Here is a 21,152-nt window from a genome sequence, read left to right on the forward strand (position 1 = left end):
CGAAAAAGGGGAGACACCAGCACCATGTCCGTTCATCACGACCGGTCCCGTCCCGCCGACCCGCGAGTCCGCGTGCAGGGGCGACCCGTCGACTCGTACCCGGCCCTGCCGGCGGAGGCGCGGCGCGGTTCGGCGCGCCTCGTCACGGAGGTCGGCGAAGAGGTCCTGAGCCGCCGGTGCCGGGACGTCGCCGAGTTCGGCTCCGCCGAGCTCTCGGCGCTGATCGACGACATGTTCCTGACGATGTACGTGGCCGACGGCGCCGGCCTCGCCGCCAACCAGGTCGGCGTCGACCTGCGGCTCTTCGTGTACGACTGCCCGGACGACGCCGGGGTCCGGCATGTCGGCCACATCGCCAACCCGGTTCTGGAGCTGCCCGGTCCCGGCGGTCGCCGCCTCATCGACGACCATGAGGGGTGCCTCTCCGTGCCGGGCGCCACCATGCCGGTGCCCCGTACCGACCGCGCGGTGGTGCGGGGGTTCGACAAGGACGGCGAACCGGTCGTCATCGAAGGGACCGGCTACTTCGCCCGGTGCCTTCAGCACGAGTGCGACCATCTCCTGGGCCACACGTATCTCGACCGGCTCTCCAAGCGCGACCGCAAGGACGCGCTGCGGCAGATGGAGAACCGCCGCGAAGAGGTCTTCGCCCGGCGCGCCGCCAAGGCCGCCGAGCTGGGTCGGTAGGTCCGTCCAGTCTGCCTCCGCTCCCCCGCCCCTTCCGCATGCTTCCGCATGCTTCCGCATGCTTCCGCATGCCTTCTGATTCCTTCGTATTCCTTCTGATTCCTTCGGATGCTTCCGGATGGCGGAGCAGCGGTGGCGGCACGCGCCGGGACGGGGGACGTTCGAGCCATCGTCCCGGCCGGTGCGGCGGGTGTCCGAGTGGTGGCGACGGCGGCAGGAAGCGTGCCGGCGCCGTGGAGTCCTCTGGTGGTACGGATGGGAAAGCAGCGCTCGGCATCCGGCGGCACCGCGCCCTGCCTGCGGCTCGACGTCGCCCGGAACGGCCGGGTCGAGACCGAGGGCGCGCCGTCCGTGTGTCTCGGCGACCCGGACGGCGCCCCCGGAGACCCCTTCGCCGCCTGGCACTGGGACGGGCGGCGGCTCACCGTCCGCTGTGACCGCTACGGGCTGCCCAAGGTCTTCTACGCGGTGACGGACAGCGCCGTGATGCTCTCCACCGAGCTGTCCCGGCTCCTGGACATGGGGGCGCCGGCCGCCGTGGACGACGACGCGCTGGCGGTGTTCCTGCGCCTCGGGACGTTCCTCGCCGAGGACACCCCGTTCCGGGCGGTGCGCGCCCTGCCGCCCGGCGCGCGGATGGAGTGGACGCCCGTACGAGCCGGGGAAGGGCTGCGCTGGGAGCAGGGCCACGGCCCCGCTCAGCTGCACCCGGACCCTCGGCAGATCACGCGCGGCGAAGCCGTCGACGCCGGGGTGGAGCTGTTCCGGTCGGCCATCGCCGCCCGGCTGCCGGCGGACGACTACGTGCTGCCGCTGAGCGGCGGCCGGGACTCCCGGCACATGCTGCTGGAGCTGGTCCGGCAGGGCGCGCCGCCCCGGCTGACCGTGACGACGGGGAAGTTCACCAGCCGGGACGCCGACGTGCGCCTCGCGCCCCTGGTCGCCGCCGCGGTGGGGGTCCCGCACACGTATGTGCCGCGTGGCCCCTCGGAGTTGCGGGCCGAGCTCGTCACCGGCCGGCTCCAGCAGCACTGCTCGGTGGAAGGCCCGTGGATGCTGCCGCTCTGCCGGTACGTACGGGCTCACAGCGGGCTCACGTACGACGGGTTCGGCGGCGACATCCTGTGGCAGACGCCCTTCCACTACCGCCGCCCGCCGCGCGACAGGGAGCGGACGCGGAGCCCGGCGGGGGCGGCCGGGTGGCTGGTGGAGCAGTACGGACTCGACCCGCTGCTGCCCCGCCTCATCCCGTCGAACCGGCTGAGGCGGTGGAGCAGGGACCGCGCCGAGGCCCGGATCGCCGCCGAGTTCGCCCGGCACCAGGGCGCGGCCTTCCCGCTGGCGTCCTTCCTCTTCTGGAACCGGATCCGGCGGGCCATCGGGCCGCACCCTCTCCGGCTGATGGGCCACGGCGGGCTGCGGGTGCATCTGCCGTATCTCGACCACGACCTGTTCGATCTGATGGCGGCGCTCCCGGAGCGCGTACTGGCGGACGAGGGTTTTCATACCGAGGCGATCCGGCGCGCCTATCCGCGTCTCGCGCATCTGCCGTTCGTCGAGGGCCCGATGCGGCGCGGGCCCCGCGTGGCGGCCAACCGGCTGCTGTACCTCGCCGACCTGTCCTTCCACGCCCTCACCCGGGAACGCGGATGGTGGCGATCGGCCGACGGGCTGCTGCCCAAGCTGCTCACCGGCGGCGGGCGCCCGCCGTCGTGGCGGGCCGTGGACACATTCGCGCCCTTCGCCGTCCAGCTGTTCCACCTGGAGGCCCTTGTCTCCGATAACGGCGGCCGCGTTTCCGAATAGGGCCGCTGCGTTCCGAATAGGGCCGCTGCGTTCCGGATAGAGCCGCTGCGTTCCGTATCGGACCACCGAGGAGAAGCGAATCCATGACCGATGCTTCGACCATGTACGACGACGGGCGGCGAGCCGATCGGCGCTCCTGGCAGATGATCGACGGGGCGCTGGAGACCATCGACTATCCGGGCCCGACGGACATGCGGTTTCCGGAATCCCTGGCCGCGTACGCGGTGGAGAACTTCTCCCGCCCGGGCGACTGGGTCCTCGACCCGTTCTGCGGCTTCGGCACCACGCTCGCCGTGGCCGACCGGCTGGGCCGCGAGGCCGTGGGGTTCGAACGCGACGAGCAGCGCGCCGCCTTCGCCAGGACGCGGCTGCCCGACCCGGCGCGCCTTCTCGTCGCGGACGCGGAGCACGCCGACGCCGGGCCCTGGCCTCCGTTCGCGCTGCTGCTGACCAGCCCGCCGTTCACCAGTTTCCGCACCTCCGTGGGGCGCGACGGCCGCGACACCCATCTCGGCGACGCGCGACGCATCTTCGCGGGGCTTACGCGCTTCCTCGCCCCGGGGGCGACGGTGGCGATCGAGGTGTCCCAGCTGCGGCGTCCCGAATGGCGCTGGACCCGGCCGCTGGTGTGGGAGTTCGGCATGCTGCTGGGAGAGCTCTTCCACTTCAGCGAGGACATCGTCTTCGTGCAGACAGGGTCCGACCACGCGGCTCCCGGCTATCACCACACCCACCTCCTGGTGTTCCGCCACGAGCCGTGACGGCCGCCAGCAGGTCGCGGGCGATGGCGGAGGCTCCGTCCCCGGCGGGCGCCCCTCGCGAGCCGGAAGCGGAGGCGGAGCCGGAAGCGGAGCCGGAGGCGGACGGCACGACAGCGTGGGCGTCGGTGCCGGTGCCGGTGCCCGCCCCCAGCACGGCAGCGAGGCCGTCGGCGACGGAGCGCGCGTCCGCCTCGGCCACTGTCGCGTTCAACCGCGCGGCGGCGGCCCGCAGATGCACCCGCTGGTCGTCGAAGTCGCGAACGCCGGGCACGGCCACGGCCGGCACCCCGGAACGTACGAGTTCCCGCACGGTGTTGTAGCCGGCGTGGGTGATCGCGACCGTGGCGTGCCGGTAGACGTCGTACTCAGGCCCCAGGTAGGGGGCGACCCGTACGGGGCCGGGCAGACCGGGCGGCACGAGGACGTGTCCGTCGAAGTGCGGGCCGGTGAGCACCAGCACGTCTACGGCCTCGACGGCCGCGCGCCGGGCATACGCCCGTACGCCGTGGAGTGCGGCGTCGAGGAAGCCGGCGGCATCCGCGTGGCCGCCTCCGCCTGCCACCACGGCGACCTTCATCGCCGACGTGTCTGGGGGCCACGGGGAGCGCGTGCCGAGCAGGCGGCGTACGACGTCGTCCACCCCCACCAGGCTCACCCCGTGTTCCACGGCCTGCCGTTCGGGGGCGCCGAGCAGGTAGACGCGGCCGATGGCGGGCGTGTGGCGGGCGACCCAGGCCGCGGGGTCGGGCCGGTTGCGCTGAAAGCGGTGGACGAGGAATTGGGGGCAGCCCAGCCGGGTGGCGTGTTCGTACAGCTCTCGTTGCACCGTCACGTCGTGCAGTACCGCGTCGTCCGGACGCAGCGCCTGGGCCACCAGCGCCTGGGCGAGGCGGTGGTCGACGGCGGGGCCGGTACCGTGCAGGGGCTCGCCGACCAGGCTGTCGGCGTCGGTGGGGATGACCGTCTGACGGAAGCCGTGGTCGTCGATGAGCCGCTGGTGGCGCTCGGTGAGCAGGAGCGAGTCCCAGCCCTGGGCCTGGAGTTCGGTGTGGACGGCGATGAGGCGCGAGACGTGCCCGAGGCCCCGGCCCCAGGTGAAGGAGACGACGCGGCGGGTCATGAGGGCTCCCGGGCGAGTTCGGCGGGGTGTTGGCGCGAGGCGGGTTTCCGCCCGGCGTCCGGTGCCGCCGGGCGGCCCCGCGCGGCGGGGTGGTCCTGGTCCGTGGGATGGGCTTGGACCGCGGGGCGGGCTTGGACCGCGGGCCGATCTTGTTCCGCGGGGCGGGCTTGGACCGCTGGGCGGGCTTGGACCGCGGGCCGATCCTTTTCCGCTGGACGGTTCTGGTCCGCCGGACAGGTCTGGTCCGCCGGTCGCCCCTGCTCCGCGGCAGGGAACGGGAGGAGAGCTTCGGTGTCCTCGCCGACCGGACGCAGCGGCGTCACCGTCGCGTAGCCGGCGGCGAGGAGGGCCGCCTCGCCGCCGTCGCCGTGTGCGGCCGGCTGGTGGGAGGCGTACAGGAGTTCCGGGCCGAGGCGCTGGATGGTGAAGCGGCTGTCCGCGTGGGCGCCGAGCCCGGCGCGCACCACTCCGGCCAGCCGGTGCGCGGGCACGTTCGGCACGTTCAGGTTCCACAGCGGCGGTGGCTGCCGCCGCCTCCTCCGTGCGGCCGCCAGGATGCCGGGCAGTACGGTCGCCAGCGCGTCGAGCGCCGTGTCCCAGTGGTACGGAGCGCCGTGGCCGAGGGACACGGCGATGGCCGGTCGGCCGTACTGGACCGCGGTGAACGCGGCGCCGACCGTGCCGGAGTGCACCACGGCCGGGCCGATGTTGGCTCCCGGATTGACGCCGGACAGGACCAGGTCGGGCGCCGGCCCGAAGGCGCCCTGGCAGGCTGCCGCGACGATCAGCCCCGGCGGGGCCGCCACGGCGTGGACGGGGATTCCGGTCGGGCCCGCCGGGTCACGGGACGACCGGGTGGGCACCAGCCCGTCCGGGGCGACCGCGCGGCTGGTGCCGCAGCCGCTCTCGTCCCTTTCGGGCGCCGCTACGACCACGTCGAAGCCCTGGTCACGGAGGTAGCGGGCCAGCCGGTGCAGGCCCTCGCCCGCCACCCCGTCGTCGTTGGTCACCAGGACTCTGGCGCCTGCCGTCATACGGTGCTCCTCCCCCGGTACCACCGGGTCGATCGGTGCCGTCGGGTCGGCCCGTGCCATTGGGTGGGTCCGTGCCGTCGGGCCGCGCGGCGCATCGGGGTCAGCCGCCGATCATGGACATGCTGCGGTCGGGGCGGACGAAGTCGGGGTGGTTGATCTTGTGTCCGGGCCACTTGTGCCAGAGGGCTTCGCGGATCATCCGCTCCAGTGCGGGGTCGTCTGCGCCCGAGCGGAGCGCGGCGCGCAGGTCGGTCTCCTCCAGGGCGAACAGGCAGACGCGGAAGGCCCCTTCGGCGGTGACGCGCATGCGGTTGCAGCTCTCGCAGAAGGGGTTGGTCACCGAGGGGATGAAGCCCAGGCCGCCGGGAGCGCCGTCGGCGAACCGGAAGGAGGTGGCCGGCTGGGGCGAGTCGTGGGCGACGGGGACGAGGTCGAAGACGCGGGAGACGGCGGCCAGCGTCTCCTCGGCCGGCACCACCTTCTCGCGCTCCCAGGTCTGTTCGGCGTCGAGCGGCATGTACTCGATGAAGCGCACGTCGTAGCCGCCCTCTCGGGCCAGGCGCGCGAAGTCGACCGCTTCGTCGTCGTTGGTGCCGCGGATGACCACACAGTTGATCTTGATGGGGTCGAGCCCCGCTTCCCGGGCGGCCTCCAGCCCCTTGGACACCTTGGCGAAGGCGTCCCGCCGGGTCATCTCGGCGTAGCGGTGGCTCAGCAGCGAGTCGCAGGAGACCGTGACGCGGCGCAGCCCGGCCTCGCGCAGCGGCCCGGCGAGTCTGTCCAGCAGCAGCCCGTTGGTGGTGATGGAGACGTCCACCCCCTCCAGTGCGCACACCCGCCGGACGATCTCGGGAAGCTCGCGGCGTACGGTCGGCTCCCCGCCCGTGATCTTGAACTCGCGCACGCCCAGGGAGTGGAAGAGGCGGGCCATGCGGTCGATCTCCTCGACGGTGAGGATCTCGTCCTTCTCCAGCCAGGGCAGCCCCTCGGCCGGCATGCAGTAGGTGCAGCGCAGATTGCACTTGTCGATGACCGAGATCCGCAGGTCGCCTGCGACGCGGCCGAAGGTGTCGGCGAGCGGGCCCTCGGTGGGGGCGGGGCCCGGGTTACGCCAGTCGTACGTGGGTGCTGCCATGGCTGCTGCTCCTCTTCTGGTTCTGGGCTGCGTTTTCGATGGGGTTCGGGGTGAGGGTCTCGGTGGGGTTCCGGGTGAGGGACTCGGCGAGGACCTCGGTGGAATTCCGGATGAGGGTCTCGGTGAGGTCCCGGTCAGGGGCCTCGGCGGAGTTCCGGGCTGGCGTCCCGGCAGGTGCGGGATGCGCTTCCGGGACCATGTCGCGGAAGCGCTCCAGCACTTGGTCGGGGGACAGCTCGGACGCGTCGAGATGGCGGACCGGTACGCGCGCCGACAGCTCCTCGGCCACGTCTTCGAAGCACTGCGACACCAGAGAGACATAGGAACTGGTGAAGGACCGCTCCAGAACGCGGTTGCGCCGCCGCATCCGGCGCATCAGCACGTCCGTACGCGCCGTCAGGTGCACCACGGCCGCCGGCGACGGCAGGGCCGAGGTGATCAGGTGGTGGTAGCGGTAGTAGGTCTCGTACTGCTGCGAGCTCAGCGCGCCGCTCAGCCGCATCGCCTTCGCGTACGCCAGCGAACTGTGCACGTCCTGGTCCAGCACGCTGCCGCCGCCCGTACGCAGGTTCTGCAACACGCGCAGCAGGAGGGTCTCCAACTGGCAGAGGAGCGCCGAGCCGTTGTCGCCGCGCAGATAGCGGGTCAGGTAGTTCTCCCGTACCCCGTCGTGCCCCCGGCCGCGGCTGACCGGGACGATGTCCCGTACGTGCTCGATCCGCGGCGCGCGTGCGGTGTGCCGCTTGAGCAGCGTGCTCTTGCCCACGGCGGGCGGGCCCAGGACCACGATGGGGGCCGGGGCCGCCTCCCGCCACAGGGCCGGGACCGGATCGATCAGGCGCCGTGCCGCGCGTTCGATGTCGGCCAGGGGCGAGTCGCCCTCGGCCGCCGGGCGGGAGAGCCGGTGCGGTTCCCGGCTCAGGCAGTGCGCAGCGGCCGGGTCCAGCTCGTCGGCGGCGATGCTCTCCGGCTCGCGCCACCGCAGGTGGGGGCCGGGGGCGCGGCCCGTGTCCGTACCGCGCCGCCAGGTGAACACCCGAAGGTCGTACGGGTCTCCGCGGTGCGGTTCTGAGGGGAGGTACAGCTCGGCGAGGTAGTCCAGTTGGGCGGCGGGCACGCGCTGCCGACAGGCGCGACCGGCCACGGCCGCGGCGGCCTGCCGTGCCGTGCCTTCCGGGGGGACCACGGCCCACGGGAGGCCGACGGCCTCGGAACCCGCGTGCGGATCGGTGAGCAGGACCCGGCCCCGGCTGTCGAGGATCAGGCAGGCGGCGCGGCGGTGGGCAGGGCGGTGCCCTGGTGGCAGATCGGTGAGCATCACGTTCCTCACGGCTCGGTCGGCAACAGGCGGGGGCTGGGGGCGGAGGCGGGGGCGGAGGCGGGCCCGGGGCCGAGGTCGAGATCCCGGTGCCAGTCCCGATCTCGGTCCCGATCCCGGTCCCGGTCCCGGTCCCGGTTCGAGGCGAAGCGGACGGGCGCGTCGAGCGGGAGGTCTGCCGACACGTCCGGCACTCCGGTACGGGCCAGTCGCGCCAGGGACAGCAGGGCCACCCGTTCCGCGAAGACGACCGGGTCCACCTCCCGCCCGGCACGGGCGCGTGTCTCGCGCGGCGGCAGGAGCCAGGAGAAGCGCACGTCTCCGCGGATCAGCGCGTCCAGGACCGCTGCTTCGACGGCCTCCAAGGTGTCCGGTGTCGGGGCATCCGGAAGCGGAGCATGCGGAGTCGGGGCATGCGGAGTCGGGGCATGCGGAAAGGCCGCCCACACCCGGAAGTCGGGCCGCTCCAACGCGTCTCCCGCGGCTGCCGGGTCCGCCCCGAGGAGGCCGGTGGTCGCCTCCGGCCCGGCTTCGACCAGCCCGTGCACCCGGCAGCCGGATGACTCCTCCACCCGCAGGATTCGGCCGCCCGCGCCCGTTCCCCGTACCGGCGGGACGCCCAGCCACCAGCACCGTTCTGCCGGGCTGCCCTCGGCCGCCGTCCCCAGGGGGTCGAGGATCTCGCCGCGCCACCCCCGGCGCGCCAGGTCGGCGCGCAGCCGGGCGGCCGGGACGGGAAACAGCGAGGCCGCCCGCCACCGCGGTACCCGCACCCCTTCGGGGAGGTTGTGCAGCAGCTGCCACCGGCGGATCGGTGAGTTCTCGATGTTGGTCAGCAACTGACGGTAGGAGTCGGCGGGGAACCGCACGCCGCCGCCGAGGTGCGGCTGCGCCTCGACCAGGCCGATCGGCAGCAGCAGCCCCAGGCCGTCGTCCGGCCGGGCCCGGGGCGCCGGCCATGGGGCCCGTCCGAGCACACCGGCGTAGCGGCACCGGTCCCCGTCGACGACCGTCCCCGAGGCGTGGCCCGGGTCCTCACCGCGCGCCAGGCACCGGCCGATGCGCGCCCATACGGTGTGCTGCCCCGGTACGTGCCGCAGTTGCGGCAGGAGGTGTTCGGGGAGGTCGGGCGAGGGGCGGGGCGTACGGGCGCGGGCCGCGGCGGGCGGCCGGACCGGACGTCCGCGCAGACACGCCTCGATCTCGCTGTCCAGCTCCACCAGCGGGGACCCGAGGCGGGTACGGAGCAGCAGGGCGAACAGTCCGATGCCGGAGAGGGCCACCGTGCCGTGCGCCGGCAGCGGGTCGTGCCGGCTGGTGATGAGCGCCGGGCCGGGAGCGGGGTCGGCGGCCGGGCCGGGGCGGATCTCGCGCAGCCGGCCGCCGTACTGCGCGGCGGAGTAGCCGAGTCGGCCGGTCAGGAGGTCTTCCAGGTCGTCGGCGGCGACCGCCACCTCGAAGTCGGGCACGGCTGCGGACGGTTCCGCGGTGAGGCGGCCCGACGTCCGTAGCCGCAGGGTCCGTGCGGCCGCGGGGAGCGCGTGGGAGTCCACGACGACGAAGCGGTAGACGGACTCGCGCAACCGGCCGTGGGCGTCGGCGGCGAGTTCCTTGAGGGCGGGCGCCGGGGACGACACGGAAGCGGTACCCGCTGTGCCTGCTTCGCCATCGGACGCGAGGCCGGTCAGCTGGTCCAGCAGGCGGCCGGCCGGGGCGGGACGGTCCCTCGTCCGCACGTCCGCCCGGTGTTGCGCGGCGAGCGGTCCGATCCGGGAGCCGGGGTGGTACGTGCGGTCCTGGCGCTCGCCGGTGGGGCGTACCCATGCCAGCGCGTTCCTCTCCCGTCGCACGCCCGCCGCGGATGTCACGGTGATCCGGTCTCCCGGTTCGGCGCGCAGGATCTGCCGGGTCGGGTCGTCCGCGCGCAGGGCCTGGTCGACGAGGCCGGGCGGTACGGGGAACTTGTGGGCGTTGAGCCATGCCGCGTCGCCGAGCCCGTACTGTCCCTCGGGCAGCGGCACCACGTGGGTTGGGCGGACCCGGGCCAGCAGCTCCGTCAGCGGCTCCGCCCAGTCCGCGTCCGTCCCCGGCGGTTCCCCCTCGACGCTGCGGGTCTCCATGATCGGCTGACAGGGCGTCAGCAGCAGATCCGGCGCCCCGGCCCCGACCAGCCGGTCCACCCAGGCGGGAGTGGCCAGGCTGTCCACCATGTGCCACACGAAGCAGCCCGGCGTACGGACGGCCAGGCCGTGCTCCGGGCCGTCGAACGTCGAGGGCGTCCACATCAGCTCCAGCCCCGGGCGCGGGGTGAGCGTCGTCCAGTCGCGCACCACGGTCGTATCGGTGAAGCCGAGCCGCCGCAGGGCGTGGGCGATGCGGGGGTCGTCGGGGTGCAGCACCGGCAGGCTGCGGTCCAGGAGGTGGAGGGAGGCGATGTCGAAGTGGTCGCGGTGGGAGTGGGAGATCCACACGGCGTCCGGGCGAGGGAGGGCCCGGGGCAGGATGCGCCGGGCCGGGGCGAACCCCATCAGCCCGCCGCGGTAACCGCCGTGCAGGTGCGGATCGCACAGCAGCGTGAATCCGCACGCGCGCACCAGCACCGTCGCGTGCCCCGCGACCTCGATCGTGACGGACATGCCGGCCTCCTCACCGGTTCCGCGGCGCTCGGCCGGTCTCGCCAGGTGCGAAACGGTCGGGGTCGCCGGTCTCATCCGGCGCGACACGACGCTCACCGCCGGGCCGGTGCGCCGCGATACGGCCTCCACCGCCGGTCCCGTGCGCCGCGATACGGCCTCCACCGCCGGTCCCGTGCACCGCGACACCGCGTTCGCCGCCGGTCCCATCCGGCGGGACGCGATTCTCAGCGCCGATCCCGTACGGCGGGACGCGCCCCTCAGCGCCGATCCCATACGGCGAGACGCGCCCCTCAACACCGAGCCCATACGGCGAGACGCGCACCTCACCGCCGAGCCCATACGGCGGAATACGACGTTCGTCTCCGGTCCGGTGCGGCGCGACGCGGCTCACACCTCCGAGCCCGTACGGCGCGACGCGGCTCTCACCGCCGAGCCCACTCGGCACGAGACGGCCTTCGCCGCCGGACCCGCTCCCCCACAAGCGCTCCTCCGCGCCTCCCGGCCAGGGCGCGCTGATCCGCAGCCGCTCGGCCAGTGCGCGGAAGGCCCGCCCCCGGCAGTACAGCGCGGCCTTCTCCTCCGCCGTCATCTGGCCGAGCGTGCGCCCGTCCCCCTCGTCGGGTACGAACACGGCGTCGTAGCCGAACCCGGCGTCGCCGCGCGGCCGTTCGGTGATGCGCCCCCGGGCCGTGCCCTCGCAGGCGACCCGCCGGCCGTCCGTACGGCACAGCAGGGCCACGGTCCGTACGCGCGCGCCGCGCTGCGACGCCGGTACGCCCGCCATCTCCGCCAGCACCTTCGCCATGTTCTCGGCGTCGTACGCGCCTTCGCCCGCGTAACGGGCGGAGCGCAGCCCGGGGGCGCCGCCGAGTGCGTCCACCTCCATCACCGTGTCGTCGGCGACCGCGAGGCACCCGGTGGCGCGGGCGACCGCGGCGGCTTTGAGGTAGGCGTTCTCCTCGACGGTCGTCCCGTTCTCGACGATGTCGGGAAGCCAGGCGGGCCGGGGCAGGAGGTCCAGGCAGCCGGCCAGCAGGGCCCGGATCTCCGCGGCCTTGGCCGGATTGGCGGTGGCCAGAACTGCTTGCAGCATGCGGAACTCCCTCAGCGGCGGAAGGCGGGGGTCATCGGGCGTCACACCGTCCCGGCAGCGTCGCCGGCTCCGACCGGCTGTGGCCCATGGCGAGGTAACCGCCGTCGACGGGAAGGTCGGCGCCGGTGATGAAGGTCGCGCCCGGTCCGCACAGGAACAGCACGGCTGCGGCGATCTCTTCCGGCTCTCCCACCCGCCGCAGCATGTGGTGCTCGCCCAGTACGGGACCCCAGCCCGCCCGGTCGCCGCCCGTCATCCGCTCGACTTCGGGTGTCCACACCAGCCCCGGGGAGACGCTGTTGACGCGGATGCCGTCGTCGGCGAGGTCGAGAGCCTGACAGCGGGTCAGCGCCAGCAGCGCCCCCTTGCCCGCGCTGTACGTCCATTGGCCGGGCTGCGCGATGTGCCCCGAGATGGACGCGACGTTGACGACGGCGGCGCCCTGGGCCAGGCGAAGCAAGGGGCCGAGTTCGGCGGTCATCATGGCGCTGCCCTTGACGTTGGTGCCCAGGCTCTGGTCCCACTCGTCGGGCCGGGCCTGCGCGCCGCGGGCCAGGAAGGTGGCCGCGCAGTTGACGAGCGCGCGTACCGGCAGCCCGACGGCCTCGGCGGTCCGCGCGGCCGCGCGGCAGTCCGCCTGCCGCGAGATGTCGCCGGCCACCTCGGTGGCCGTTCCCTCCAGCTCTTTGGCCGTGCGGTGCAGGGTGTCGGCGTCCCGGTCCACCAGGACGACGTGCGCTCCCGCCGCGGCGAAGGCGTGGGCCGTGGCGCGCCCGATGCCGGAGGCTCCGCCGGTGATCACGCAGGTGGTGTCGGCGAAGTCCGGTATCGGCCGCCGCGCGGTCGGCGATGTGCTGCCGGAGGTGGTGCTCGGCGCTGTCATGGCCTGTCCCAAAACTCGATGGTGCGGCGCTCGTGGCGTGAGCGAGTCGCCTACAGGTACTAATAGTGACGAGATAATCACTTAACGCAACCGCAGGGGATTTCGTTCACCCCGTCCGCCCCGCTGCACCACACCGGCCCCTGCTGCCCCGGCCGGAAAGGAAGGCAGAGTTGAGCAGGTCTCCGGAGCCCCCGCCCCGTCTCCTCCTCCCCCCGGAAGACCGCCTCCGATCCCCCCGCACCGGGTGGACGCGGGACCACTGGGAGGCCGTCGCCGACCACCTGCTGGACGCGCTGCTGCCGTACATGAGCCCGTACGGAGCAGCGGTGCACCCGCCGGGGCCGCCCAGCTGGTCCGGTCGCCGCGTCGACGGCCTGGAGGGCTTCGCCCGCAGCTTCCTGCTGGTCGCCATCCGTCTCGCCGGCGCCCGGGGCGCGGACCCGTCCAACAGGGCCGAACGCTGGGCACGGGGCCTGATCGCCGGGGCCCGCCCCAACGGCCCCGACGGCCCCGAGGCATGGCCGGGCATCGCCGACGGGTCCCAGCAGATCGTGGAAGCCGCGGGGATCGCGCTCTCCCTCCACCTGTCCAAGCCCTGGCTGTGGGACCGGCTCGCCCCCTGCGAACAGGAGCGCGTCGCCCACTGGCTCACCGGCGTCGCCGGCCGCCGCACCCGGGACAACAACCATGTGCTCTTCCAAGTCGTGGTGGAGGAATTCCTCAGCTCCATCGGGGCGCTCGCCGACCGCACCGGCATCGAAGCCGGGCTCGCGCGCGTCGACGAGTGGTACCGCGGCGACGGCTGGTACCAGGACGGGCCGCGGCGACGCACCGACTACCGCGACCCCGCCGACGGGAAGATCCGTTCACAGTCCGGGGCGGGTTACGACGCCGGGGAACGCTTCGACTACTACAACGCGTGGGGTTTCCACCTCTACACCCTGCTGTGGGCGCATATCGCGGGCGCCGGCGGGGAGAAGCGCGCCGCCGTCTACCGCGAGCGGCTGCGTTCATTCCTGACGCAGTACGTGCACCTCTTCGGCGCGGACGGCGCCCCCGTACACCACGGCCGGTCGCTCCCCTACCGGTTCGCCGCCCTCGCCCCCGTCTGGCTCGGTGCGTGGGCCGCCCCCGTCGAAGACGCGGAGCCGCCACTGTCGCCCGGGCTCACCCGGCGGCTGGCGAGCGCGACACTGCGCCACTTCGTGCGGCGCGGCGCGCCGGACCCGCGGGGACTGCTGCCGCTGGGGTGGTATGCGGAGTTCTCGCCCGGCACGCAGGCGTACAGCGGGCCGGGGGCGCCGTACGCCGCGAGCAAAGGCTTCCTGGGGCTGCTGCTCCCGCCGGAGCACCCCGTGTGGACCGCGGTCGAAAGCCGACTGCCCATCGAGGACGGGGACTGCGTCAGGCCGCTTCCGACGCCCGGCTTCCTCATCCACGGCACTCGGAAGGACGGTGTGGTGCGGCTGCTCAACCACGGCAGCCACTACCTGACGGCCCCGCCCGCCACGCACCGCGACGATCCGCACTACGCCAAGTTCGCCTACTCCTCCTGTACGGGGCCGGAGGTCGGCGAAGCCGCGCACGAACGGCTCGACAACCACATCGCCCTGGTCTCGCCCACCGGGGACATCTCGCGGCGCGAGCGCATTCACCGCGTGGCCGTGGCCGACGGCTATGCCGCGTCCTGGCATCGGCCGCGGTTCGACGAGGCCGCGCTGTCCGACGGCGACGACGCTTGTCGTGGGTTCTTTGACGACTGCCGTATCGACAGCGTGTCCGTCGTGTGCGGCCGGTGGGAAATCCGGGTGCATCGGGTGGTCGCGCCGGTGGGGTGGACGGTCCGCGAGGGCGGCTATGCCCTCGCGGACCGGACACGGCCGGCTGCCCGTACGACACCGGCCCGTGGGACGCCCGGCCGTACAGCGTCCGCCGCCCGTTCAGCCGGGGTGCGTGCCGCGGTGCGGCGGGCCGACGGCCTGGTGAGCGCCGTCGTCGGACTGCATAGCTGGACGGCGGGGGGAGTGCGGCACAGTGCCGGCACGAATGCCTTCGGTCGCTGTTCGGCGGTGCCGTACGTATCCGGCCCCACGGGGCCTACGGGCGAAGCCGTTTACGTATCGGCCATTCTGCTCGGCGAATATACCGACCGTGACGGCGGCGCCCTCGACGCGGTATTCCCGCGAGGGATTTCCGTAACTGTGGACGGGCGCACGGTGCGTCTCCAATCACAGCCCGGGCAGAGGCGGTTGCTGGTCAGGCCGGGCGCCTCGAACCCCGTAGTCACCGACTGCGCCACCGCGTACGGCGACGGATCGCGGCCGGAACACGGCGGGCAATAGGCAAGGAACGGAAGGCGAAGGGCGCGTCAGCGGGGGACGTTCTTGACCGGGAGTTCCTTGGTCGCTCCCGCGATGTAGTAGTCCTTGGGCGCGGAGAAGAGGACGAAGTCGTGGTCGTCTTTCCGGATCTTGGCGCGGACGGTGAAATTGCCGTTCGCGTCGGCGGTGGTCTGCGCGTTGGACTCGGTCTCGTAGTACGTCCGCAGCAGCACGCGGGCGCCCTTGACCGGCCCGTGCCCGGCGGGCCAGGCGACCTTGCCGGTGACGGTGAGGGTGTCGCCGGGGTGCACCTTGGTCTTGTCGACCTTGTAGCTGAGGGTGCTGGCGACCGGCTGGACGGTCACCGAGGTGTCGGCGAAGAAGAAGTGCCCGTCGTCGGGGTCACCGGGGTCGTACGCCGCCCGGAATTCCACTTCGTGACTGGCGATCGGAAACTTGCTGTCCTTCTTCTCCCAGCGGTCCGCGGGCACGCCGGAGAGCGCGAACCGCCCCTTGGCGTCGGTGCGGAGGGTGCCCAGGCCGCGGGACTCCCGCTCGGTCGGGTCGATGGGGTCGCCCCACGGGTTCCAGGTCTCGAACGTGACGTTCTGGCTCAGTTGGACCGGTACGTCGGCGACGGGGGCGCCGTCGGCACGGGTCACCGTTCCGGTGAGGTCGACGGTGCGGTGCGTGAAGTCGGTCGTCGCGGCGCTGCTGGAGAGGGTGACCTTGAAGGCGTCCTCCGGCTCGGCGGCGCGGGCCGCGTGGGCGGCCGGCATGCCGATGGCGGTGGTGGCCATGGCGAGCACGGCGGCGGTGGCCAGCCGGGCGAGCGGTATACGCGTATTCACATGGGCTCCGCTGGTGTTGTCGGTCGCCGGTGGTTCCGGCACGTGCTTCGACATGCGGAGTGCCGCCTGCGGTTGTAGGGGCCACAGGGAGTGCATGGGCTGTTCAACGACTGGTTGTCTGCTGGTCTTCTGCGGGTTGCGCGACGTCATGTGAACGGAGCAATCCGCCGAGGGCGCTGCCTCCGCTCGCGCCAATTGAGGTGCGCGGCAATCCTCGTCGGCGACGGACGCGTGGAAGGATGCCCCCTCATGGGATCACGACTGGTGTTCGGGGACGGGTTGCGGGCCATGCTGGGTACGCCCAAGCGCTCTCGCGGATTGGAAAGCAGCCCCCGTTCACGCGTGTGGCACGTCGAACTCCCGCGAACGCCCGGCACATTGGGAGCATCGGACACTTCGGCTGTTTCGGTGGTGGTCAAGCAGCTCGTCGAGGGCCCCGGCGCCGACGAGCGGTACGCCCGTGAGGTCGCCGCTCACCGCATCGCCGCCCGCGCCGAGATCCCCGTGGCGCCCACGCTGCTGGCCACGGACCCCGAGGAGCGGATGCTCGTACTGGAACATCTGGAGCACCGGACCCCGTCCGCGGACTGGCTCGTCGGCTACGCGACCGCGTTGGCGCGGCTGCACGCCACCGCCCGCCCGGACGACGCGGCGGCACTCCCCCGGTGGCGAGGCCCCGGCCAGGCGGACATCAACTCCTTCCTTGAACTGGCGAAAACCCTCAAGGCCCCTGTCCCCCTTGGCGTTTCGGATGAACTCCAGGACCTCGTGTCCCGTCTCGCCCAGGCGCCCGGCCATGCCCTGCTCCACGGGGACCCGTGTCCCGGAAACGACCTGCACACCGCTACGGGCGTCAAATTCATCGACTTCGAGCAGGCGTCGCTGGGCAACGGCCTGATGGAACTGGCCTATCCGCGCATCGGCTTCCCGACCTGCTGGTGCGTCACTTCGGCGTCCGTGCCGCTGCTGGAACGCGCGGAGCGCGCGTACCGCGCGGCCTGGCGCACCGCGACGGGCTCCGCGCCCGAGGGCGACCTCGCCGACGCGTGCACCGGCTGGCTGCTCCGCGGCGACGCCCTCGTCGAGCGCGCCCACCGCGAAGGCGCCGACCACCTGGCCCGGCTCCCGCACCAGGACTGGGAGTGGGGCACCGCGACAGCCCGGCAACGGCTGGCCCACCGACTCGGCGTCGTCAGCCACATGACCGCCGCCCACGCCTCTCTCACCCGCGTGAGCACCCTCACCGCCGAAATGCGCCACCGCATGCTCACCCGCTGGCCCGCCCTCCGACCGGTCCCGGCGGAACGCCCGTAGCGGCCGGTCGCCCTCGCGGCCGCGACGGAATCACGGTCGGCTCCCCGGTGCGCCGAGGGCGCGACGACTGCCCCCTCGGCCGCCGGTCCTCGATGTGTGAGCCTGACGGCGACTAGCGTTCTGTCGTGATCGATTCCGCGCTGCCCCTCCTCTTTCTCGACGTCGACGGCCCCCTCATTCCCTTCGGGGCGACGCGGCAACAGTTGCCGAACGGGTACCCGACCTACGAGGCAGGGCGGCACGTGCCGCGCGGAGTCGACGCGAATCCGCTGATCACCAGGGTCGATCCGGCTCATGGGCCACGGCTGACGGCGTTGCCGTGCGAGCTGGTATGGGCCACGACGTGGATGGACGACGCCAATACGTGCCTCGCCCCGTGGCTCGGCCTGCCGGAGTTGCCCGTGGTGGCATGGCCGGACCCCTCCGCGGAGGACGGGCGTGACGGGCTCCACTGGAAGACCCGCACCCTTCTCAACTGGGCGGCCGGGCGCCCGTTCGCCTGGGTCGACGACGAAATCACCGATCGTGACCTCGCCTGGGTCGAGGAGCGCTGCCCGGGGCAAGCCCTCCTGCACCCCGTGGACCCTCGCCGAGGCATGGCGGACGGCGACTTCTCAGCCCTCGAAAAGTGGCTACGAGCGGCCGCGGCCGTCGACCGGCCTGGTCCGTGAACCGTGGGCCCGGTCACCGTATTCCGTTCGCGATTCCGTTCGCGCGGGCGGCGTCTTCACCGCCCTTCGCATGACGGCCCGTTGAGGTCGCGCGAAACGCTCCGGTGAACTCGGGTACGGATGCGTACGGACGCGTACGGAGCGTTCACCCGGCCGTCGCACCAGGCGCGCCCGTCGCGGAGCGGTGCCGGTCGACGATCGCCTCCACGATTCTCATCAGCCGGTCCCCCGCCTGGTCGATGCTCCCGTTCTGCGTGCTGACCTGCGCGCCTTCGAGTAGGAAGGTGATCTCGGCCGTGGCCTGCTCGGGGTCGGACAGGCCGGCCTCGGTGCACATGGCGAGCAGTCTGCGGGCCTGGTGGGCCTTGTGCTGCTCGATCACCTGGCGTGCGGGGTGGGAGCGGTCGGGCAGTTCGGCCAGGGAGTTGATGAACGGGCAGCCCCGGTGCGAGATCGCCGGCAGGCCCTCGGCGATGAAGCGGGCCAGGCCCAGGATCTGCTCCTCGGGGCGGCCGGAGTATTCGGCCTCGACCCGGTCGAAGGCCGCCTGGTAGTCGGCGGCGACGATCCGCAGCCACTCCGCGACCAGCGTGTCCTTGGTGTCGAAGTGCCGGTAGATCGCCATTTTGGTGGTCTCGGCCTTCTCGGCGATCGCCTGGACGCCCACCCGCCGGATGCCCTCGCTCTGGAAGAGCTCTTCCGCCGCGTCGAGGATGCGCTCACGAGGCGGCAGTTTCGCCACCCTGCTCGGCCTTCTCTCGGTCGATGCCATGACTGCTCCGTGACGTCCGGTAGGGCGGTTGGTCAGTAGGTCGGTGGGTCGGCTGTGGGTTCCCTCAGCTGCTGCTACGGTACCAGTCCGTCCCAGCCGATACCGTTCGGTATCGTTGAGGACCAATCGGTATCATCCGTTCCCCTGAGGAGTGACAGTGAAAGTTGCCGAGTACGTACGCTTCGACGCGATCGGGCTCGCGGAGCTGGTGGCGACCGGCGAGGTGACCCCCGCCGAACTGGAGGCAGCCGCACGCGAGGCCGCGCAGGCGGTCAATCCGCGGATCAACGCCATCGTGGAGACCTGGCCGACCGACGACGAGCCCGCCCCCGGCAGCGCGCCGCTGGCCGGGGTCCCCTTCCTGATCAAGGATCTCGCGGTCGCCATGGCCGGGAGGCGGATGGAGATGGGCAGCCGGTTGGCCGCCGGCCACGTCTCCGGCGGAGACTCCTTCCTGATGCGGCGCTTCCGCCGCGCCGGCCTCGTGACGTTCGGGCGCACCACGACGCCGGAGATGGCCTACAGCATCACGACGGAACCCGTGCTGTACGGGCCGACCCGCAACCCGTGGGACCTGGAGCGGAGCGCGGGCGGGTCCAGCGGGGGCGCGGGGGCGGCGGTCGCCGCCGGGGTGGTACCGCTCGCCCATGGCACCGACGCCGCGGGCTCGATCCGCATCCCCGCCGCCTACAACGGTCTCTTCGGACTGAAGCCCACCCGCGGCCGGATCTCCATGGGCCCTGACGCCGACGAGGTGTTCAGCGGTTTGGCCGTGCAGGGCGGCGTCAGCCGCACGGTTCGCGACAGCGCCGCGCTGCTCGACCAGATCCGCGGCCCGGAGGCGGGCGACCCCTACTTCGCCCAGGAGCCGCACCGGCCTTACGCGCAGGAGGTCACCCGCTCCCCGGGCTCGCTGCGGATCGGTGTCCTCCCTCAGGCGTGGGGCGGGCGCCGCACCACCGCGCCGGTGGCCGAGGCCCTCGCCCGTACCGTGCGACTGCTCGAATCCCTCGGCCACCGGGTCGAGGAGGTTGAGGTGGACCTCGGGGTTGGCTGGGAGGAGTTCGTCCTGGCCAACGCCCGTCTGATGACGGCGAATCTCACGGCCTCGGTCGACGAGCTGGCCGCCGCGTTCGGCCGGCCGATCGACTCCTCGACCCTTGAGGCGGAGACCCTGGCCGGCTATAGCTACGGGCAGCGGGTCGGCGGCGCCGACATCGTCGCCGCTCTCGCGGTCCGGAACCGGGTCGCCCGAAGCCTGGCGCACCACTTCGACGTGCACGACATACTGCTCACCCCGACCGTGCCGGAGCTTCCCATGCGCCTGGGCGCGTACGCCGAGGACACCGGTGCGCTGGACGGCCTCGGCTGGATCGAGCGCCTCAACGACCGCTCGCCGTTCACCATGGCGTTCAATCTGGCCGGCACGCCCGCCATGTCCGTGCCGCTGACGGCGGACGCCGCTACGGGGCTCCCGATCGGCATGCAGTTCGCTGCCGGTTACGGGCGCGAGGACCGTCTCTTCCGCCTCGCCGGACAACTGGAACAGGCAAGCCCGTGGTCGGGGCGCATCCCCGCCGTGTGGGCGGGGAACCACACGGACGACTGAGGTACCGCGGCCGTCCGCTCGCCCGGGTTCGGCCCGGCTCTACTTGGATTCGACCCGGCCGAACGGGTCGGGGCCGGACGTCAGCGCGTCGCACGCCGACTTCCAGGCGGAGTCCCCAGGGTAGAGCTCGGTGCGGAGGTACGCCCAGGTGAGCCGCTGGACCGCGGCGACTCGCCCGGGGCTCTCGTCCGTCGTCTCGGCGACGTCGTAGCCGGCGACGCCGCCGAGCCCGTGCTCCCCGCCGAACAGGGTGAGGAGCGTCTTGGGCCCGGGGGCGAGGGAGTACGGGTCGGCGTGCCAGTTCGGGCCGTTGCCCGTGAGGTGGGCCGAGTCGTCCTTGTCCCCGGCGACCACGAGGGCGGGTGTCGCCATCTCGGAGAAGTCCGTGGTCAGCAAGAAGGGGAGGCTCTCGGCCACGGACTCGTCGAGGGCGTCGCCGCCCCTGCCGGGCGCGGCGAGCAGGACGCCGGCCTTGATGCGGGGCTCGGACAGGTTCACCTCGGCTCCGTCGTCCGGATCGGTGAGCCGGGCGCCCAGCAGCAGGCTCGCGGTGTGCCCGCCCATCGAGTGCCCGGCCACGGCGACCCTCCCCCGGTCCAGCCGCCCGCGGAGCTGCGGGACCGCGGCCTCGACCGCGTCGAGCTGGTCGAGGATGCGCTTCATGTCCTCGGCCCGCGACCGCCAGTGCAGAGGCGCTCCGGGGGTTGCGGGGTCCAGGCTCAGCGACCTGGAACTGAGGTGGGTGGGCTGGATCACCACGAAGCCGTGCGCCGCCCAGTAGTTGGCGAGTGGTGCGTAGCCGTTCAACGAGGAGAGGTGGTTCGAATACCCCTGACCGTGCGAGAGGAGGACGACCGGCAGGTCGTCCCCGGTCACGGGCGCGGAGACCCGCATCTCCAGATCCACGGCCCGGTCGGGAGCCGGCAGAACCACAGGGCTGACCGAGAGGACGGGTGCGGGCGAGCTGAGGGCGTCGGTGCGGCGGGTCGGTTCACTCATGATTCGCCTGTCCATTCAATGGCCTCTGCCGCCGGTCTCGTTCGGCCGGCGGCGGGTGAGGCAGCCAGAGTGGCCGGCTTCGGGTGCACCAAAACCGGATCGTCGTTCCGATTACTATACGGAACACCGCTCCGATTCGTCA

17 protein-coding genes are annotated in these 21,152 nt (G+C 72.8%); 7 read left to right on the forward strand and 10 right to left on the reverse strand.

Translation table 11 applies throughout. The features are described from left to right. Positions 1 to 24 precede the first annotated feature (24 nt). From def to AB0I22_RS20850, 3 genes are all read left to right on the forward strand, one after another. Positions 25 to 687 carry a peptide deformylase gene (def, locus tag AB0I22_RS20840; RefSeq protein ID WP_363132312.1) on the forward strand — a complete coding sequence of 221 codons (663 nt, stop codon included), beginning with the start codon at positions 25 to 27 and terminating at the stop codon, positions 685 to 687. Between the two features lie 255 nt (positions 688 to 942). After that, on the forward strand, positions 943 to 2,493 hold the full coding sequence (locus tag AB0I22_RS20845; protein ID WP_363132313.1) for an asparagine synthase C-terminal domain-containing protein: 1,551 nt from the start codon (positions 943 to 945) through the stop codon (positions 2,491 to 2,493). Positions 2,494 to 2,576: 83 nt separating this feature from the next. Further along, complete coding sequence (locus AB0I22_RS20850) at positions 2,577 to 3,254, forward strand: DNA methyltransferase (protein ID WP_363132314.1); 678 nt, start codon at positions 2,577 to 2,579, stop codon at positions 3,252 to 3,254. Here AB0I22_RS20850 and AB0I22_RS20855 read toward each other — a convergent pair. The 7 genes from AB0I22_RS20855 to AB0I22_RS20885 form a co-directional block, all read right to left on the reverse strand. After that, on the reverse strand, positions 3,160 to 4,374 hold the full coding sequence (locus AB0I22_RS20855; RefSeq protein WP_363132315.1) for a glycosyltransferase: 1,215 nt from the start codon (positions 4,372 to 4,374) through the stop codon (positions 3,160 to 3,162). The genes AB0I22_RS20850 and AB0I22_RS20855 overlap by 95 nt on opposite strands. Then, positions 4,371 to 5,408, reverse strand: a complete 1,038-nt coding sequence (locus AB0I22_RS20860; RefSeq protein WP_363132316.1) for a 5'/3'-nucleotidase SurE — start codon at positions 5,406 to 5,408, stop codon at positions 4,371 to 4,373. Before AB0I22_RS20860 ends, AB0I22_RS20855 begins: the two co-directional genes overlap by 4 nt. A gap of 100 nt (positions 5,409 to 5,508) precedes the next feature. Continuing rightward, positions 5,509 to 6,543, reverse strand: a complete 1,035-nt coding sequence (gene moaA, locus AB0I22_RS20865; protein ID WP_363132317.1) for a GTP 3',8-cyclase MoaA — start codon at positions 6,541 to 6,543, stop codon at positions 5,509 to 5,511. Then, the gene (locus AB0I22_RS20870; protein ID WP_363132318.1) at positions 6,515 to 7,861 is read right to left on the reverse strand and encodes a deoxynucleoside kinase; all 1,347 of its coding nucleotides are present in this window, start codon (positions 7,859 to 7,861) and stop codon (positions 6,515 to 6,517) included. Before AB0I22_RS20870 ends, moaA begins: the two co-directional genes overlap by 29 nt. Before the next feature lie 8 nt (positions 7,862 to 7,869). Beyond that, positions 7,870 to 10,497, reverse strand: coding sequence for a hypothetical protein (locus AB0I22_RS20875; protein WP_363132319.1), 2,628 nt, complete (start codon positions 10,495 to 10,497; stop codon positions 7,870 to 7,872). Positions 10,498 to 10,507: 10 nt separating this feature from the next. Beyond that, positions 10,508 to 11,590: a non-canonical purine NTP pyrophosphatase gene (locus AB0I22_RS20880; protein ID WP_363132320.1), complete on the reverse strand. Its 1,083-nt coding sequence runs from the start codon at positions 11,588 to 11,590 to the stop codon at positions 10,508 to 10,510. 31 nt (positions 11,591 to 11,621) lie between these two features. Further along, on the reverse strand, positions 11,622 to 12,473 hold the full coding sequence (locus AB0I22_RS20885) for an SDR family oxidoreductase (RefSeq protein ID WP_363132321.1): 852 nt from the start codon (positions 12,471 to 12,473) through the stop codon (positions 11,622 to 11,624). 170 nt (positions 12,474 to 12,643) lie between these two features. On the opposite strand from AB0I22_RS20885, the gene AB0I22_RS20890 reads away from it, so the two are divergent. Then, on the forward strand, positions 12,644 to 14,815 hold the full coding sequence (locus AB0I22_RS20890) for a DUF2264 domain-containing protein (RefSeq protein WP_363132322.1): 2,172 nt from the start codon (positions 12,644 to 12,646) through the stop codon (positions 14,813 to 14,815). Between the two features lie 26 nt (positions 14,816 to 14,841). Here the strand turns inward: AB0I22_RS20890 and AB0I22_RS20895 are convergent, their stop codons facing one another. Beyond that, complete coding sequence (locus AB0I22_RS20895; RefSeq protein ID WP_363132323.1) at positions 14,842 to 15,645, reverse strand: acyl carrier protein; 804 nt, start codon at positions 15,643 to 15,645, stop codon at positions 14,842 to 14,844. Positions 15,646 to 15,894: 249 nt separating this feature from the next. Here AB0I22_RS20895 and AB0I22_RS20900 point away from each other — a divergent pair, with 249 nt between their 5' ends. Further along, the gene (locus tag AB0I22_RS20900) at positions 15,895 to 16,959 is read left to right on the forward strand and encodes an aminoglycoside phosphotransferase family protein (RefSeq protein ID WP_363132324.1); all 1,065 of its coding nucleotides are present in this window, start codon (positions 15,895 to 15,897) and stop codon (positions 16,957 to 16,959) included. Between the two features lie 128 nt (positions 16,960 to 17,087). After that, positions 17,088 to 17,630 (forward strand): HAD domain-containing protein, encoded by a 543-nt coding sequence (locus AB0I22_RS20905; protein WP_363132413.1) that lies wholly within the window; start codon positions 17,088 to 17,090, stop codon positions 17,628 to 17,630. A gap of 145 nt (positions 17,631 to 17,775) precedes the next feature. Here AB0I22_RS20905 and AB0I22_RS20910 read toward each other — a convergent pair whose 3' ends face one another. Continuing rightward, entirely contained in the window at positions 17,776 to 18,402 is a 627-nt protein-coding gene (locus tag AB0I22_RS20910) for a helix-turn-helix domain-containing protein (RefSeq protein ID WP_363132325.1), read from the reverse strand. A gap of 157 nt (positions 18,403 to 18,559) precedes the next feature. On the opposite strand from AB0I22_RS20910, the gene AB0I22_RS20915 reads away from it, so the two are divergent. After that, the gene (locus tag AB0I22_RS20915; RefSeq protein ID WP_363132326.1) at positions 18,560 to 20,011 is read left to right on the forward strand and encodes an amidase; all 1,452 of its coding nucleotides are present in this window, start codon (positions 18,560 to 18,562) and stop codon (positions 20,009 to 20,011) included. Between the two features lie 39 nt (positions 20,012 to 20,050). Here the strand turns inward: AB0I22_RS20915 and AB0I22_RS20920 are convergent, their stop codons facing one another. Beyond that, complete coding sequence (locus AB0I22_RS20920; RefSeq protein ID WP_363132327.1) at positions 20,051 to 21,010, reverse strand: chlorophyllase; 960 nt, start codon at positions 21,008 to 21,010, stop codon at positions 20,051 to 20,053. Between the last annotated feature and the right edge of the window lie 142 nt (positions 21,011 to 21,152).

Origin of the sequence: Streptomyces sp. NPDC050610 (genome assembly GCF_040654875.1) — a bacterium.
Lineage (GTDB): Bacteria > Actinomycetota > Actinomycetes > Streptomycetales > Streptomycetaceae > Streptomyces.